This window comes from Alteromonas sp. MmMcT2-2, assembly GCF_022348305.1.
Classification (GTDB): Bacteria; Pseudomonadota; Gammaproteobacteria; order Enterobacterales; family Alteromonadaceae; genus Alteromonas; species Alteromonas macleodii.
The window spans coordinates 32,408-48,440 of sequence record NZ_JAKRFA010000031.1; the positions used below are offsets into that span (position 1 = coordinate 32,408).

Annotated in this window: 13 protein-coding genes and 6 tRNA genes; 12 read left to right on the forward strand and 7 right to left on the reverse strand. The window is 44.9% G+C overall.

The window, feature by feature from the left end; genetic code table 11:
- The first annotated feature begins 12 nt into the window (after window positions 1–12).
- From guaA to MHM99_RS15920, 3 genes are all read left to right on the forward strand, one after another.
- The gene (gene guaA / locus MHM99_RS15910; RefSeq protein ID WP_014950157.1) at window positions 13–1,590 is read left to right on the forward strand and encodes a glutamine-hydrolyzing GMP synthase; all 1,578 of its coding nucleotides are present in this window, start codon (window positions 13–15) and stop codon (window positions 1,588–1,590) included.
- Window positions 1,591–1,802: 212 nt separating this feature from the next.
- Window positions 1,803–3,425, forward strand: a complete 1,623-nt coding sequence (locus MHM99_RS15915) for a methyl-accepting chemotaxis protein (RefSeq protein ID WP_014950156.1) — start codon at window positions 1,803–1,805, stop codon at window positions 3,423–3,425.
- A gap of 109 nt (window positions 3,426–3,534) precedes the next feature.
- The gene (locus MHM99_RS15920; protein ID WP_239220141.1) at window positions 3,535–4,437 is read left to right on the forward strand and encodes a histone deacetylase; all 903 of its coding nucleotides are present in this window, start codon (window positions 3,535–3,537) and stop codon (window positions 4,435–4,437) included.
- An 81-nt stretch (window positions 4,438–4,518) separates the two neighbouring features.
- Here the strand turns inward: MHM99_RS15920 and MHM99_RS15925 are convergent, their stop codons facing one another.
- The 6 genes from MHM99_RS15925 to folD form a co-directional block, all read right to left on the reverse strand.
- Window positions 4,519–5,535, reverse strand: a complete 1,017-nt coding sequence (locus MHM99_RS15925; RefSeq protein ID WP_239220142.1) for a phospholipase A — start codon at window positions 5,533–5,535, stop codon at window positions 4,519–4,521.
- 35 nt (window positions 5,536–5,570) lie between these two features.
- Window positions 5,571–6,413 (reverse strand): MBL fold metallo-hydrolase, encoded by an 843-nt coding sequence (locus MHM99_RS15930; protein ID WP_239220143.1) that lies wholly within the window; start codon window positions 6,411–6,413, stop codon window positions 5,571–5,573.
- A 37-nt stretch (window positions 6,414–6,450) separates the two neighbouring features.
- Entirely contained in the window at window positions 6,451–8,169 is a 1,719-nt protein-coding gene (locus MHM99_RS15935) for a proline--tRNA ligase (protein WP_239220144.1), read from the reverse strand.
- Between the two features lie 182 nt (window positions 8,170–8,351).
- Window positions 8,352–9,071 carry a tRNA (N6-threonylcarbamoyladenosine(37)-N6)-methyltransferase TrmO gene (tsaA, locus tag MHM99_RS15940; protein WP_239220145.1) on the reverse strand — a complete coding sequence of 240 codons (720 nt, stop codon included), beginning with the start codon at window positions 9,069–9,071 and terminating at the stop codon, window positions 8,352–8,354.
- A gap of 237 nt (window positions 9,072–9,308) precedes the next feature.
- Window positions 9,309–9,887: a DUF1415 domain-containing protein gene (locus MHM99_RS15945; RefSeq protein ID WP_014950150.1), complete on the reverse strand. Its 579-nt coding sequence runs from the start codon at window positions 9,885–9,887 to the stop codon at window positions 9,309–9,311.
- A 106-nt stretch (window positions 9,888–9,993) separates the two neighbouring features.
- Window positions 9,994–10,848 carry a bifunctional methylenetetrahydrofolate dehydrogenase/methenyltetrahydrofolate cyclohydrolase FolD gene (gene folD / locus MHM99_RS15950; protein ID WP_014950149.1) on the reverse strand — a complete coding sequence of 285 codons (855 nt, stop codon included), beginning with the start codon at window positions 10,846–10,848 and terminating at the stop codon, window positions 9,994–9,996.
- A gap of 346 nt (window positions 10,849–11,194) precedes the next feature.
- On the opposite strand from folD, the gene MHM99_RS15955 reads away from it, so the two are divergent.
- The 9 genes from MHM99_RS15955 (at window position 11,195) to clpX (ending at window position 15,719) form a co-directional block, all read left to right on the forward strand.
- Window positions 11,195–11,271, forward strand: a tRNA-Pro gene (locus tag MHM99_RS15955).
- 24 nt (window positions 11,272–11,295) lie between these two features.
- Window positions 11,296–11,372 (forward strand) — tRNA-Arg (locus MHM99_RS15960).
- A gap of 88 nt (window positions 11,373–11,460) precedes the next feature.
- Window positions 11,461–11,536: transfer RNA gene (locus MHM99_RS15965), tRNA-His, on the forward strand.
- 30 nt (window positions 11,537–11,566) lie between these two features.
- A tRNA-Pro gene (locus tag MHM99_RS15970) sits at window positions 11,567–11,643 on the forward strand.
- A 169-nt stretch (window positions 11,644–11,812) separates the two neighbouring features.
- Window positions 11,813–11,888, forward strand: a tRNA-His gene (locus MHM99_RS15975).
- Between the two features lie 26 nt (window positions 11,889–11,914).
- Window positions 11,915–11,991: transfer RNA gene (locus MHM99_RS15980), tRNA-Pro, on the forward strand.
- 346 nt (window positions 11,992–12,337) lie between these two features.
- Window positions 12,338–13,642, forward strand: a complete 1,305-nt coding sequence (tig, locus tag MHM99_RS15985) for a trigger factor (RefSeq protein ID WP_014950148.1) — start codon at window positions 12,338–12,340, stop codon at window positions 13,640–13,642.
- A 98-nt stretch (window positions 13,643–13,740) separates the two neighbouring features.
- Window positions 13,741–14,370, forward strand: a complete 630-nt coding sequence (gene clpP, locus MHM99_RS15990; protein ID WP_014950147.1) for an ATP-dependent Clp endopeptidase proteolytic subunit ClpP — start codon at window positions 13,741–13,743, stop codon at window positions 14,368–14,370.
- Between the two features lie 74 nt (window positions 14,371–14,444).
- Complete coding sequence (gene clpX / locus MHM99_RS15995) at window positions 14,445–15,719, forward strand: ATP-dependent protease ATP-binding subunit ClpX (protein WP_014950146.1); 1,275 nt, start codon at window positions 14,445–14,447, stop codon at window positions 15,717–15,719.
- A gap of 74 nt (window positions 15,720–15,793) precedes the next feature.
- Here clpX and MHM99_RS16000 read toward each other — a convergent pair.
- Window positions 15,794–16,033: hypothetical protein (locus MHM99_RS16000; RefSeq protein WP_239220146.1), on the reverse strand; the 240-nt coding region annotated here is incomplete at its 5' end.

Genomic DNA, 16,033 nt, shown 5'->3' on the forward strand with positions numbered 1-16,033 from the left:
TAAAAATAAAACATGACCACAAATATCCACGACCAACGCATACTTATTTTGGATTTTGGCTCGCAATACACGCAGTTGATAGCACGTCGTGTTCGCGAAATAGGCGTTTACTGTGAGCTTTGGGCTTGGGATGTGACCGAAGAGCAAATCCGCGAATTTAATCCTCAAGGGATTATTCTGTCAGGTGGCCCAGAGTCAGTAACCGAAGAAGGCTCACCACGCGCGCCCGAGTACGTATTTGAAGCCGGCGTGCCAGTGCTAGGCGTGTGCTATGGCATGCAAACCATGGCACAACAGCTAGGTGGTGGCGTACTGGGTTCAGACAAGCGTGAATTTGGTTATGCGCAAGTAGAAGTGATTAAGCCAAGCCCGCTGCTGGATAAAATTGAAGATGCCATAGGTGATAACGGCGCGGCGCTGCTTGATGTATGGATGAGCCACGGCGATAAAGTGGCAGCTATTCCCGAAGGTTTTGAAACCATCGCGCAAACCGCTTCATGCCCACATGCTGCAATGTATAACGCAGAAAAGCAATTCTATGGCGTGCAGTTCCACCCTGAAGTGACTCACACTCGCCAAGGCATGCGTCTATTAACTCACTTTGTGATGGACATCTGTAAGTGTGAAAAGCTCTGGACAGCTGGCGCAATTATTGATGATGCCATTGAGCGTATAAAAGAGAAGGTGGGCGATGAAGAAGTTATTCTTGGCCTTTCAGGTGGCGTAGATTCTTCAGTAACAGCCATGCTGCTTCACCGCGCGATAGGTGACAAACTTACTTGTGTGTTTGTAGACAATGGCCTGCTTCGCTTAAATGAAGCTGATCAGGTAATGGAAATGTTTGGTGACCATTTCGGCCTTAACATTATCCGTGTAGACGCTGAAGAGCGTTTCCTTGATCGCCTAAAAGGCATTGAAGATCCTGAGCTTAAACGTAAAGCTATTGGTAATGAGTTCGTTCGTGTATTTGACGAGGAAGCGGGTAAGCGTGAAAACGCGAAGTGGTTAGCGCAAGGTACTATTTACCCAGACGTTATTGAATCAGCGGGTTCTGCAACGGGTAAAGCGCACGTAATTAAATCGCACCACAATGTGGGTGGTCTTCCAGAAGATATGGAGCTAGGTCTTGTTGAGCCACTGCGTGAACTCTTTAAAGACGAAGTACGCAAAATCGGCCTTGAGCTAGGTTTACCGTACGACATGCTTTACCGTCACCCGTTCCCTGGTCCAGGTCTAGGTGTTCGTGTACTTGGTGAAATTAAGAAAGAATATTGCGACTTACTACGTCGTGCTGACGCTATCTTCATTGAAGAGCTATATGCAGCTGACCTATACCAAAAAGTAAGCCAAGCGTTTACCGTATTCCTTCCAGTGCGCTCAGTTGGCGTAATGGGTGATGCGCGTAAATACGACTGGGTAGTAAGCCTTCGTGCAGTAGAAACCATCGATTTCATGACAGCTCACTGGGCACATTTACCCTACGACTTCCTAGGTAAAGTGTCGAATCGCATTATCAATGAAATTGACGGCATTAGTCGCGTAGTATACGACATTTCTGGTAAGCCACCTGCTACGATTGAGTGGGAATAAACGGGTGTAAATTTACCGAAATGAAAAGAGAGCCTTCGGGCTCTTTTTTTGTATCTACTTAAAAAAGAACAAGTTAATAAGCCTGTTACTATAAGGGTGTATATTTTCGCATATATTGGTATGTTGATTCATACCAAATTTGTAACCATACCGTCATAAAAATATCATTTAATGGCGGCGTCCTTCTTTAAATTTATACTAAAGGTTAAGCCGTGTTCAATTACACAAGCATCAGCCGTTTGGTGATGACGCCTGTTCTCGCCAGCTTTTTAATTCTTGTACTATTAAACGGTGCCTCAATTCTAAAGTCTTTCTCGTTACTTAATTCATTCGATGAGTTAGAAAACACCCTTGTTCAGTCAGAACGAGACGTCAATACCACGCTAAGTACTTTCAAAACTCAAGTGCAAGAGTGGAAGAACGTATTGTTGCGTGGCCACAAAAAAGACGACCGAGAAAAATACTGGGAGCGATTCAAGCAGAGAGAGGCCGACATCACTCGCCAGTTTGACCTGATGCTATCAAGTAGTGTGATAAGTGAAAGCGTGAAGTCAGATATCAGGCAATTTCAAAAAGCCCATGCAGTCATGGCCGAGAAATACCGTGAAGGATACGACGCATTTATTAACTCAGGGTTTGATCCAAAGGTTGGAGATAGCTTTGTTCGAGGTATTGATAGAGAGCCTGCTAAACTCCTCTCAGGTATCGCGGCGGAAATTGCAGCCGATTCAGCGAATGCGATTGCTGAACTTAAAGCCAATACGCGCACTATGCTCTGGATAATTCTACTGGCAGCAATTGCGCTTTCTGTGCTTTCTGTTGCTTATGTGATTGCTCGTTTACGCTCTCAGGTTATTAAACCAACGAAGCAAGTTGCGGCGTGTATATCCAACTTGGCTCATAGCCGTTACGACTACGCGTTAACGTATTCCAGCGACCATGAATTGGGCATGCTGGCAGAATCTGCCAGAGCATTACAAAACAAATTAAAAGATTCGGTTGCGCAGCTTCAACAAGCGGAGACCGAAATGGAAAAGGCGTTTGGCACCCTCGGTAACGTCAGCCAATCCATTATGGAAGGCGCCAATGGACAACGGGATGCGTCGCGCTCGCTTGATAGCAGTACGGATAAACTTAAAGAGATTGTGCAAAATTTAGTGGCAATCACCGACCAAGTTGCTGTGGCGACAAATAACTCTGAAAAGAACGTGGCAAGTTGTTATGCCACGTTTGAAAGTGCCAATGCAGGCTTTAAGCAGCTAGCAAAAACGGTAACCGAATCAAGTAATATCGTGTCAGAACTGCAAAGCCGCAGTACCAATATTCTAAAAGTGGTAAATGTTATTAATGAAATTGCCGATCAGACTAACCTGCTGGCTCTAAACGCAGCAATTGAAGCTGCTAGGGCAGGTGAGCATGGCCGTGGTTTTGCTGTGGTAGCCGACGAGGTTCGAGCACTTGCAGCTAAAACACAGCAGTCGACCAAGGAAATTAACGACATTTTAAGTAGTTTTGAAGCTGAAGCAAAAGGGGCCGTTGCGGCGATGTCGTCAGGCAAGCAGCTGTCAGACACAAACGCAGCAGAAGCAGCGACAGCGCTTGAAACACTCAATAACGTGGTGAGAGATATTCAAGAAACGGCCAGCGTAGTTGTGGCGCTTAACGAAGCCGCAGATGAGCAAGAGGCTGTACTTCAGCAGGTGGAAACAATTATCAGTAATGTGGTCACATCATCTGAAAAATATCATCAACTTGCTCAGCGTGATGACATGTCACGCTCAATGAAAAGTATGTCAGAAAATGTTGAAAAGGTGGTGAACAGTTTGACCCGCTAACTTTGCTTTGTCAGTATAAACACGTTGAAAGGGAGTGTTTGAACAATGTTCACGCTCCTTTTCTTTTATCTGTTATAGATGCGCGCGTCCTAAACCAGTATTGATAATAATGACAACACCACTCGTATTTCATCCTATTTATAGCCAGTTAGATCTTCCTGAGCGACACCGATTTCCCATCGAGAAGTACGTAGGTATTCGCGATGAATTGTTAAATCGTGGTGTGGAAGCATCGCGTTTTGTTACTCCATCACCGGTTGATCTTTCTTTTCTCACTGCCTATTACGATCCGGACTATGTTGATGCACTAAGTACTGGCGCATTAGATAGGAAAGCCATGCGCCGCATAGGCTTTCCCTGGTCGCAGCAGCTGATTGAGCGTACCCGTACTGCCGTCGCTGGGACCTGTTTAACAGCCAAGCTAGCGCTAGAGCATGGAAAAGCATTGAATTTAACGGGCGGGTATCATCACGCGTTTGCTCATTTTGGTTCAGGTTTTTGCTTGTTCAACGATTTATATTTGGCAGCGAAAACTATGCAGCAAACCCCGTCCGTTGAAAATGTGCTTATTGTCGATTTAGATGTGCATCAAGGCGATGGCACAGCAAAACTTGCCGAAAACGACCGTGATATTTTTACCTTATCTATTCATGGTGAAAAGAACTTCCCTCACAGAAAGCAGCGTTCCGATATTGATATAGGACTCGATAAGGGCACCGAAGACGATGAGTATCTAACTACGCTAGAACAAGCGCTAACGATGGTAATGAGGCAATTTCAGCCCGATGCCATCATCTATGACGCAGGCGTTGATGTGCATGTAAACGACGACCTTGGTCATTTACATATTTCTACGCAAGGCGTGTACGAGAGAGATACGCAAGTCTTTGCGTTAGCTGAGCGTTTAGGCGTTCCGATTGCTGCGGTAATTGGTGGAGGCTACCAAAGAGATATTGCAGCGCTGGTAGAGGTGCATATTCAGCTTTATCGCGCGGCAGGCGTGATTGATTAGCAAACAGTGATGTCGAAATGAGAAGAGCACGCCATGCAAAAGCGGTTTGGCGTGCCCATCCTGTGTCTACGTGGTTATTTATTACAAAAAGTGCAGCTGAAAACCGATACCAATACGTTCTTGTGAGCGGTTATAGTCGATAAGCGAATCGCCATAGCCATTGAAGTATTGAAGCAAGACTTCATAGCGGTCAGAGATAGGGTAGGTGAAGTCTAGCTGGATGCTGCCTCGGTTCTCATCTACGTCGAGGTTATTTCGTAAAAGCGCCAGTACTTTAAACGCGCCAATTTTCCTTCCATAACCAAGTTCCATTCTACCGTAATAGTCTTGTATATCAGGGTTATCGTCGCCGGTTGGATCAAGCGGGTCTGTTTTCTCGTCTTCAGGAATACGGTACCACGTCTTTAGGTAGTAGATATCGTCATCGTCGCTAAAGACAATAGAGGCAAATATACGGTTCCAGCTTCGAGAGCGCAGCCCGCTTTGACCGTTAGACATATGATTGAAACCAACTTGAAAAGTATTAAATTTGTAGCCAAGCACGGAATAATCGGCTGTTTCTTGCCAAAAGACTTCTGGTTCGTAATTGGTCTCGCGAAACGGCTTCGACGCTTCGCTGTTATAAAGCTGCCAGAAAGAGGTTAGCGTAAAGCCAAAGTAAACACCGTCGAATCCTGTATCTTCCAAATAAAGCGGCAGCTTTGCGCTTACCTGAAATTTTGCTTCTTTATTGTCTATGTTCTCGTTTGTGAGTTCTTCACTTGCCACAGAGCTTGGGTTGGAAACGTAAGTAATTGGAAGTAGATAGTTTTGTCTATGCTGAGTGATAGCAAACACATTATCCAGTGCTTCTTTATCGCCTTCTAATCGGTTATCCAGTGCACTTTCCGTGATGGTGTCACGTTTGATGATATCGATAACTTCAATACCGCTTTCATCCCGTGACGATTGATTTTCTTCATTTTCAACAGTGCGCTCTTGTTCACTATTTTCTGAAGATGACGCTTGTTCGCCTACCACTTCTTGTGATTGTTGAGCGCAAACAGGCGTGCAAGCAGCAAATGCTGCCAAAAATACAAAAGGCTTTAACACAGACACCTTTAATTCTCCGTAACGTGGGGTTGTTGTTATGCTTAACTGAAGTCCAGTGCTTGGCCTTCTGAAGATGCAAATACTTGTAGATTAGACTCTGCCACTGTGACGTATACATTACAATGGTTTACAACATCATCTATATCGTCATCAGTCCGTTCTGGATCATGACTATATAAAGCTAATTTTTTTGCGTTACATGCCATTGCTAGTTTCACCGCTTCTTCCGCGACCGAATGACCCCATCCGTTCTTAGCTGGCATGTCAGACAACATGTACTGTGCATCGTGTATTAGCAGATCGGCATTTTGTGCAAATTTTGCGAAATCGATAAAGTCTGTTTCTTTTTTGTAGGGGGGGTAAAGCTCATTATCTGTTATGTAAGCCACCTTTGCTTCATCGGCTTCAATACAATAAGCACTGCCACGGCCGGGGTGGTTCATGGCTAAGCGAGTTATGGTTGCGCTTCCTACTGAAAATCGGCTTGTAGACTTGGGAATATCGACAATAGAAATGTTAGCTTTCAGCGCACTTCGGGGGACTGGAAATAACGACCCTTCCATTTGCTTTAAAATTTGATCAGGTTCATCAAGGAGGGTTTGACCCGGGTATATGTTGATTTCGCGTGAAGCCTGATAGATAGGCGCAAAAAAAGGGAAGCCTTGAATATGATCCCAATGGTTGTGGCTCAACAGCAGATTAATGGGTGTATTTTTTTGAATAAGGCGCTCGCCGAGCACGCGAATCCCTGTGCCTGAGTCGAGGATGATATCGGTACCATCCTCAAGCTCAATGTGAACGCATGCAGTATTACCACCATAGCGGACGTAAGCTGCTCCCGGGGTAGGGATTGACCCTCTTACGCCATAAAATGTTAACCGCATACGCCCTCTTTTCTAATCTAATCGGCGAGATCAGGCGCTAGAGTGCGGCTACAAAGTCCTTTGCTGCGCTAATATCTAACAACTGCTTTTCACCAGTACGTCTATTCTTATACTCAACCTGTTGATTATCTAGGTTTCTTTCACCAATAACAATGCTGTGAGGTATGCCAATTAATTCCATATCATTGAACATGACACCCGGACGCTCTTTTCTGTCGTCAAACAACACTTCTACGCCAAGGGCAACAAGCTCTTCATAAAGCGCTTCCGCTGCTTCTTTAATGCGATGAGACTTATGCATATTCATTGGTATTAATGCAATTTTAAACGGTGCAATAGGATCTGGCCACTTTATGCCAAATTTATCGTGGTTTTGCTCAATAGCTGCCGCTACAATTCGAGATACGCCTATACCGTAACAACCCATAGTTAAGGTTTGGTGCTTACCTGATTCGCTTAGTACGCCGCAGTTCATGGCCTCTGAATACTTGCTGCCAAGCTGGAAGATATGACCCACTTCGATGCCGCGTTTAATATCTAGCGTGCCTTTCCCGTCAGGAGATGCATCGCCTGCTACAACGTTGCGAATATCAATGCCAGTAATATCTTCAGGCCAGTTTACGTTAATATTTATCTTACCGCCTGCGCCTGCGCCTGTAGTGAAGTCAGCAAGGGCAGCTGCACTGGCGTCAATAAAAGCGGGTACAGGCAGGTTGGTTGCATCAGCAAACAATGGTGAAACGCCAAGAATATCTTTTGCTTGTTCAAATGATGCTTCAACAAGCGGGCTTGCAACGCCGTCTAACTTCTCTGCTTTTACATCATTAAGCTCATGATCAGCACGAAGTACAAGGGCTACCCATTTGTCAGAAACTACTTCTTCGCCTTTACTGTCTACTTCATTAGCGGCTTTCACTACTGCGACTTTGACCGCGTTTGTCACTTCGGCTTCTACGCTTTTTAAGATGGCATTGAAATCTTTGCCTTTGGCATCTTTAGTCTCAACTGCAGCGCCCGATGCGACAGCTTTTTCAGGCGCAACAGCTTCAGCCATTTCAACATTGGCTGCGTAATCACTGTCGCTTGAGAAAGCGATATCGTCTTCACCTGATGCGGCAAGTACGTGGAATTCGTGAGAGTGATTACCACCAATAGAGCCAGAGTCGGCAATAACTGCTCTGAAGTCTAAGCCCATACGCGAGAATATATTGCAGTAAGCGTCGTACATTTTTTGATACGTTTCTTCTAAACAGCTGTCTTCTAAGTGGAAGCTGTACGCATCTTTCATGGTAAATTCACGACCACGCATAATACCGAAACGGGGACGCACTTCGTCGCGGAATTTAGTCTGAATCTGGTATAGATTGAGCGGAAGCTGCTTATAGCTGCTAATTTCATTACGCACAAGCGCGGTAATAACTTCTTCGTGCGTTGGACCTAATACGAAATCTCGCTGGTGGCGGTCTTTAATACGAAGTAACTCTGGGCCGTACTCTTCCCATCGTCCAGATTCTTCCCACAAATCTGCGGGCTGAACAACGGGCATTAGCACTTCAATCGCGCCTGCTTTGTTCATTTCTTCACGAACAATATTGGCTACTTTATTAAGTACACGAAGACCAGATGGCAACCATGTGTATAGACCCGAGGCAAGCTTTCTGATCATACCAGCTCTTAGCATAAGCTGGTGGCTGATAACCTCTGCATCTGCAGGTGTTTCTTTCTGCGTGGCAAGCAAATATTGACTAGTGCGCATGTAAAGCAGGTATCCTGTTATAAATGTATTTATGACGGTTAGTGTGATGCTCTTTCGCAAACGGCAATTCGCAAAACAAAACATTGCGAAATGCTTGAACCGAGATAAGGTTTCACACATTTGGGCGTATTCTAATTAACTGTGAGCTATTTCGCCACAGACTGTTAACACTAATAGTGTAATTATCCTAAATGAACCAGTTCGGTCACCTTAACGGCGGTATCTCTTATTTCAAACCCTACATCAATATCGTATAGCGTCACGCGGTAGGTTTTCTCATCATTTTCAATATGCTGTTTATAGGCTGGGCGAGGGTCTTGGGACAGTACCGCAGTCACCAAGGCAGAAAAACTACGGTGCTTTTTCTCTATTTCAGCAAGCGTGGGCTGGATTGTATCGGCGAATGATACGTCGCGATTGGGTATGGGGTTAATGTCATCAAGATTATCGCTGGCGCTAAGAACACTATCAGCGTACGCGATATAGGGCTTGATATCGACAAGTGGTGTGCCGTCGACTAAATCTACCCCTTCAACCACTAACTGTGTCTGTCCATTACTGCTAACCACACCTTTGTTTTTCACCACAGACATGCCAATCCCATTAGGTCGGTGGGTACTGCGACTTGCCAATACGCCCATAGTTGCATTACCACCTAGACGAGGGGCTTTTACCGTATTTTTCCAACCGCGTTCAATGTTTTGGTGAAAGATAAAAAGCAGCCACAGGTGACTGTAATTCTCTATCCCTTTAAGCAAATTGATATCGTTAAAGCCTTCTTTGAAGGTGATAACACCTTCGGCGTTAGCCAAGTTGGGCTGCCTTGGAATAGCAAACTTTTGCTTGAAAGGCGTAGCGACGGTCGCTATCGCCTCGAGAGAAAATGAATTGTGGGTATTCACGTTTTAGCCCTAACGAAGTCAAAATGTGTAACGTTGTCATATTACTCACATAATTTGCAGGTAAAGTGACGTTTCAAGTGAAAGCTTGAGCCAAATAAACATCCTGCTTGTTATAAGGAGCTGCTTATTTGGGTTCCCTGGAGTAATCCAATACTTTAGGCCTGCTCGCATCACGAGCTTATTCTCTTTTTAGTGCGTGTCTTTTACATTGTACAAAAAAGGTAAGCTTCCCGTGTTTTATCGAGCGGGCTTATCTTTTTTAAGCGTGTCTAACACGCCCTCAAAATAAGGGCACCCAAGCGTCCGTGCTTTTTCAATGTTATGGCTGAATATCTTTTCGGCATCTTCTTCTTTCTTCATGTAGCGTGTGATATCAGCTTCACGAATCAAATGCAAAAGCGGGTAGGGTGAACGATTGGTATAGTTTTCAGCATCGTCTACGTCGCTACCGTCGAATACATAATTGGGGTGGAAGCTGGCAAGTTGGTAAGTGCCGCTGTATCCCCAGTCGTGCAGCATATTATCGCTAATAGCCAATACATCGAGATATTCGTTGAAATCAGCAAGGGTTGAATGCGTGAGTGCAATTAGTGTTGTAGCGGTGGTGTCGTTATCTTCTAAATGCCGCAACTCATCGTATAGCGATTGAACGACATTTCCCGCATCGCCCTCAATTACCACACACCGAATTTGATGAGGTGTTCTTACATAGCGCGCAAAGGGACAAAAGTTGTGTTTTATCACAATGTCGTCAACCCATTTAAGCGTTGCATCAATTACGTGCTGTTCCCATAAAGGAGATGTTGGTTCTGCCATAAAAGGTGTAGGTCAGTTTGAGTCTGTGTTCAACTTGAGGGGGAGTATAAAACCAAAAGGCAGAAATTTGATTTCTGCCTAACATCTAGGTTGAACTAGTTGTGCTTTAAGAATGATATTTTACGTAAGCTTCCAGCGTATTCTCTATTAAACTGGCTACTGTCATCGGCCCAACTCCGCCTGGAACGGGGGTTATCCAGCCTGCGCGCTCTTTCGCTTTTTCGAAATCAACATCGCCAACAAGTGAACCATCATTAACGCGATTAATACCTACATCAATGACAATCGCGCCCTGTTTTACCCAGTCACCAGGAATAAAGTTCGGTTTACCTACTGCGACCACCAGAAGGTCTGCACGTTGAACGTGACTTTTAAGGTCTTGAGTAAACTTGTGACAGGTAGTAACGGTGCAGCCAGCTAGAAGCAGTTCCAGGCTCATAGGGCGCCCCACAATGTTCGACGCACCTACAATGACCGCGTCTAAACCTTTTACAGGGCGCTTGGTTGACTCTATCATGGTCATGATGCCTTTTGGCGTGCAGGGACGTAGTGCAGGAATACGCTGTGCAAGGCGGCCAATATTGTATGGATGAAATCCGTCGACATCTTTATGAGGGTGAATACGTTCAAGTACCTTTTCTGCATTTAACCCTGCAGGTAAAGGAAGCTGTACCAGAATTCCGTCTATCTCTTTATCTTCGTTTAGCTCGTCCACTAAATTTAGCAAGGTCTCTTCTGTGGTATCAGAAGGAAGGTCGAAAGAGCGAGAAACGAACCCCACTTCTTCGCACGCTTTACGTTTATTGGAAACATAAACTTGAGAAGCTGCATCACTGCCAACAAGGACAACGGCTAGGCCTGGTTGTCTTTTACCTGCTTGCGTAAGCGATTCAACATAGGAGGTTACGTGTTGGCGAACTTGTTTGGCAATTAGTTTGCCGTCAATAAGATGGGCGGTCATAGTCTTGTACGATTCTTATATGGTTGGGTGGTCAACAAGTGCCCTATATTGTTTCATAAAATAGGACTAATACTCTAGTAGTTATTACTCTGCAATTATTCACCACAAATGTTCAACGTAAACGACCGTTAAGGGAAAGCCTGATGCTTACCCTTTAAAAGAAGCGCAAACCTAGGCTAAAGACAGGCAAATACAAGGGTAATTGTTCAAAAAAACGTGAGAATGGATGCTTTGTGAGCGGTTGATGATTTTATTTAAAAAAGTGTTTGACGAGGTGGGGGGATGTCAGTAATATTCGCACCCCGTAACGGCACAGAGGCTAACGCTTTAAGGTCGGTACGACAGTCGGTGAGTGGCGCAGCTTGGTAGCGCACTTGTTTTGGGTACAAGGGGTCGCAGGTTCAAATCCTGTCTCACCGACCACTTTTTGCAGCGAAGATTCGCCAAGCGCCCGTAGCTCAGCTGGATAGAGCAACGGCCTTCTAAGCCGTGGGTCGCAGGTTCGAATCCTGCCGGGCGCGCCATGCGAGTCAGGTAGGTCCTGATAGCAAGGCTGAATTTTCGTATTTACACTGCTAAAATAAAGCGTGTAAATCGCAAACACACCCTATGGTGGGCGTAGCTCAGTTGGTAGAGCCCCGGATTGTGATTCCGGTTGTCGTGGGTTCAAGTCCCATCGTCCACCCCACTTTTTCGCGGAAGTGGTGGACATTCCAGTCGGTGAGTGGCGCAGCTTGGTAGCGCACTTGTTTTGGGTACAAGGGGTCGCAGGTTCAAATCCTGTCTCACCGACCATTTATGCTTTCTTCGATTCAGTAAATACTTCTAGCCAAGAGTGATAAATCATCTGTGGGCTAGGGTATGAGTCGACTTTAACTACCGAGTAGCTATGTAAGATCCTGACAGCTCGGTAGGCGCTTATGTGTTTATCAATTCACACATAAGACTGAACAGGATTACTGTGGTGGGCGTAGCTCAGTTGGTAGAGCCCCGGATTGTGATTCCGGTTGTCGTGGGTTCAAGTCCCATCGTCCACCCCACTTTTTCGCGGAAGTGGTGGATCTGTCGGTGAGTGGCGCAGCTTGGTAGCGCACTTGTTTTGGGTACAAGGGGTCGCAGGTTCAAATCCTGTCTCACCGACCATTATCTTTCTCTCCTCTTTATTCATTGCTCAATAAATTCGCATAAATTCCGTCTTTTTCGCTATTTAGGCTATTAGTTTCGCTATTTGGTCAAAATGCGTTCAAATGGTTGTTACAAACTTGTGTTTGCCTCTCGACTCTTGTGGTATGCGGCTGTATACTACCGCGTCTTTTTTTAACCAGTACGTTTGTTTCAGGTTGGCTTTTTGACACAATTTCGTGTCCTAACTTTGATTTTATAAACGTCGAATAACGACCTCTACCCCGGAGTGATATGCAACTCTTGCATGACGGGAGAGGGGATTGAGAACAAAACGCCTGTAAAGGCGTATAGTTGAGGTAACATAATGCAAGTTTCAGTCGAGACGACCCAGGGTTTAGAACGCCGTCTTACTATCACCGTTCCAGCTGACACGGTTGATTCAGCAGTTAAGTCACGTCTACAGCAATTGGCGAAAACACAACGCATCAACGGCTTCCGTCCAGGTAAAGTTCCTGTAAACGTAATCAAAAAGCGTTTCGGCCAAGCTGTTCGCCAAGAAGTTGCTGGCGATGTTATGCAGCAAAACTTCTACCAAGCAGTGATTCAAGAAAAAATTCAGCCTGCTGGTATGCCGAAGTTTGAACTGACTAAAGACGAAGACGGTCAGGACCTAGAATTCACAGCATCTTTCGAAGTTTACCCAGAAGTAGAAGTGAAAGGTGTTAGCGATATCGAAATCGAAAAGCCAGTAGTAGAAATTACTGACGAAGATCTAGATAACATGATGGAAACACTTCAGAAGCAGCACGCAACTTGGAAAGAAGTTAAGCGTAAAGCGAAGAAAGACGACAAAGTTATCATCGACTTCGTTGGTTCTATCGACGGTGAAGAGTTTGAAGGTGGTAAAGCAGAAGACTTCGCTCTTGAGCTAGGTAAAGATCGCATGATCCCTGGTTTCGAAAAGCCACTTGTTGGCGCGAAAGCGGGTGAAGAAGTGACTATCGAAGTAACTTTCCCTGAAGACTACCACGCAGAAAACCTAAAAGGTAAAGATGCAGTTTTCCAAACTACCGTTAAGAAAGTAGAAGGCCTAAACCTTCCAAAAGTTGACGAAGAGTTTGCTAAACTATTCGGTGTTGAAGAAGGCGGAGTTGACGCGCTTAAAGCAGAAGTTCGTAAGAACATGCAGCGTGAACTAAATCAAACGCTAAAAGCGCAAGTTAAAGAAGACGTTATTGCTAAGCTAGTTGAAGCTAACGAGATTGATATTCCTCAAGCGCTTATCGATCAAGAAGTGAACGCACTTCGCGAGCAAGCTAAGCAACGTTTCAGCCAGCAAGGCGGTGGTCAGAACCTTCCAGACCTACCAGCTGAATTGTTTACTGACAACGCTAAACGTCGCGTATCTATTGGTCTTCTTCTAGGTGAAGTGATCAAGCAGAACGAACTTAAAGCAGACGAAGCTAAAGTTAACGAGATGATCGAAACTGCTGCTTCAGCGTATGAAGATCCGCAAGAAGTTGTTGATTACTACAACAACAACCAAGAGCTTATGCAACAAATGCAGAACGTTGCACTAGAAGAACAAGCTATTGAGTGGGTTCTTGAGCAAGCAAAAGTTACCGAAGTAACTAAAGCTTTTGACGAGGTTATGAACAAACAGGCGTAATTTTTTACTGTCTGATTGACATTACTTGTCAGCAACTGCTTAAATGCTCGGAGCCTTCCGAGCATTTTTGTTTTTAACGCTAGATAATCAAGGTAGCTATGACTAATACCCCGTTTGACCCAATGAATGCACTTGTTCCTATGGTTGTTGAGCAAACCTCTAAAGGTGAGCGCTCATACGACATTTATTCTCGCCTATTGAAAGAAAACGTAATTTTCTTGGTAGGACAAGTTGAAGATCACATGGCCAACCTCATCGTTGCTCAAATGTTGTTCTTAGAAGCTGAAAACCCAGAGAAAGATATTTTCTTATACATTAACTCACCAGGCGGTTCGGTAACTGCTGGCATGGCAATTTACGATACGATGAAGTTTATCAAGCCAGACGTGAGTACAGTATGTATGGGCCAAGCTGCAAGCATGGGCGCATTTCTACTATCTGCAGGAGCAAAAGGTAAGCGCTACTGTCTACCTAACTCGCGCGTAATGATTCACCAACCGCTTGGTGGCTTCCAAGGTCAGGCATCTGATTTTGAAATACACGCGAAAGAAATTCTGTCTATTAAAGAGAAATTGAATCGCCTTATGGCGGACCATACTGGTCAAGACTATGAAAAAGTCGCGCGTGACACAGACCGTGATAACTTCTTGAGTGCAACTGAGGCAAAAGAATATGGCCTTGTTGACCAAGTTTTAGCAAATCGATCTGACGTAGCCGCAACTAAGTAGTATAGTTATAGTAGACCTGAGCCAGTGCATAGCACGTTTTGGTTTTCGGCTCAGGCAAGGCAGAGGCAAAAGTAATGAGTGATAAGCAAAGCGGTGACGGTGATAATAAGCTACTGTACTGTTCGTTTTGTGGCAAAAGCCAACACGAAGTAAGAAAGTTAATAGCAGGCCCGTCGGTATTCATTTGCGACGAGTGTGTTGAGTTATGTAACGATATCATTCGCGAAGAAATTAAGGAAATCGCGCCTAAGCAAAAGCAGGACGCTTTACCTAAACCAAGTGAAATTCATGCTCACTTAGACGATTACGTTATCGGGCAAGAACATGCAAAGAAGGTATTATCAGTAGCGGTATATAACCACTACAAGCGCTTGCGCAATGGCGACGTTCACGAAGGCGTAGAACTTGGCAAAAGTAATATTTTGCTAATAGGACCTACCGGTAGTGGTAAAACGCTGCTAGCGGAAACCCTAGCGCGCCTGCTTGATGTTCCGTTCACCATGGCTGACGCAACCACGCTAACTGAAGCTGGCTACGTGGGCGAAGACGTTGAGAACATCATCCAGAAGTTACTGCAGAAGTGCGACTACGACGTAGAGAAAGCGCAGCGCGGAATTGTTTACATCGATGAAATCGATAAGATTTCTCGTAAGTCAGACAACCCATCTATCACTCGTGACGTTTCGGGTGAAGGTGTACAGCAGGCGCTTCTAAAGTTGATTGAGGGTACGGTTGCGTCTGTTCCTCCGCAAGGTGGACGTAAGCACCCACAGCAGGAATTCCTGCAAGTTGATACCTCTAAGATATTGTTCATCTGTGGTGGTGCGTTTGCTGGTCTTGATAAAGTTATTGAGCAACGCGCACAAAAAGACACGGGTATTGGATTTGGTGCTACGGTTAAGTCGAAAGACAACAGCAAACAAATCAGTGAACTGTTTAAGCAAGTTGAGCCTGAAGACTTAGTGAAATATGGGTTGATTCCAGAGTTCATTGGACGTCTACCGGTAGTAACAAGCCTTGAAGAGTTGAATGAAGAAGCACTAATTCAAATTCTACGCGAGCCTAAGAATGCAATCACCAAGCAATATGGTGCATTGTTCTCGATGGAAGATGTAGAGCTAGAGTTCCGTGACGATGCACTTAATGCTATTGCTAAAAAGGCAATGGATCGTAAGACAGGCGCACGTGGTCTTCGCTCAATCGTTGAAGCGGTTTTGCTTGATACTATGTACGACCTTCCTTCAATGGAAGACGTGAGCAAAGTGGTTATAGATGAAACCGTTATTCGCGGTGAATCAAAGCCTATTTTGATTTACGACAGCAACGAAAAGAAAGCCGCCTCTGAATAGATGCTGGTTTTGTGAAAAAAGGCCCTTCAGGGCCTTTTTTTGTTTTTAACAGCCAAGGTTTCAGATCTCGCTGTCTAATCTGATCTACGTTTAACCAAAGGGTATACCTTGAAAGTGGGTGATATTTGAGCGGTTAAAACAAATCTCGCTATCCTTTCTACTAGATTTTTGAGTTTAGTATTGCCATTCGAGGCAAAATCGATAATGGTTATACTAAGGTCAACGATGGAATGGTCTCCCCCCTCAAACGGCATCGCAATGTGCCAAACTTGGAATTGAACAATCAAGTTAACAAGGTGAGGAGACCCAAATGG

What these genes read in the sequence shown, in the direction of transcription:
- MHM99_RS15945 (WP_014950150.1), bottom strand. Translation starts at nt 9,887, where the DNA reads ATGGCAGAACCAACATCTCCTTTATGGGAACAGCACGTAATTGATGCA.
- MHM99_RS15935 (WP_239220144.1), bottom strand. Translation starts at nt 8,169, where the DNA reads ATGCGCACTAGTCAATATTTGCTTGCCACGCAGAAAGAAACACCTGCA.
- clpP (WP_014950147.1), top strand. Translation starts at nt 13,741, where the DNA reads ATGACTAATACCCCGTTTGACCCAATGAATGCACTTGTTCCTATGGTT.
- MHM99_RS15930 (WP_239220143.1), bottom strand. Translation starts at nt 6,413, where the DNA reads ATGCGGTTAACATTTTATGGCGTAAGAGGGTCAATCCCTACCCCGGGA.
- guaA (WP_014950157.1), top strand. Translation starts at nt 13, where the DNA reads ATGACCACAAATATCCACGACCAACGCATACTTATTTTGGATTTTGGC.
- tig (WP_014950148.1), top strand. Translation starts at nt 12,338, where the DNA reads ATGCAAGTTTCAGTCGAGACGACCCAGGGTTTAGAACGCCGTCTTACT.
- folD (WP_014950149.1), bottom strand. Translation starts at nt 10,848, where the DNA reads ATGACCGCCCATCTTATTGACGGCAAACTAATTGCCAAACAAGTTCGC.
- MHM99_RS15920 (WP_239220141.1), top strand. Translation starts at nt 3,535, where the DNA reads ATGACAACACCACTCGTATTTCATCCTATTTATAGCCAGTTAGATCTT.
- clpX (WP_014950146.1), top strand. Translation starts at nt 14,445, where the DNA reads ATGAGTGATAAGCAAAGCGGTGACGGTGATAATAAGCTACTGTACTGT.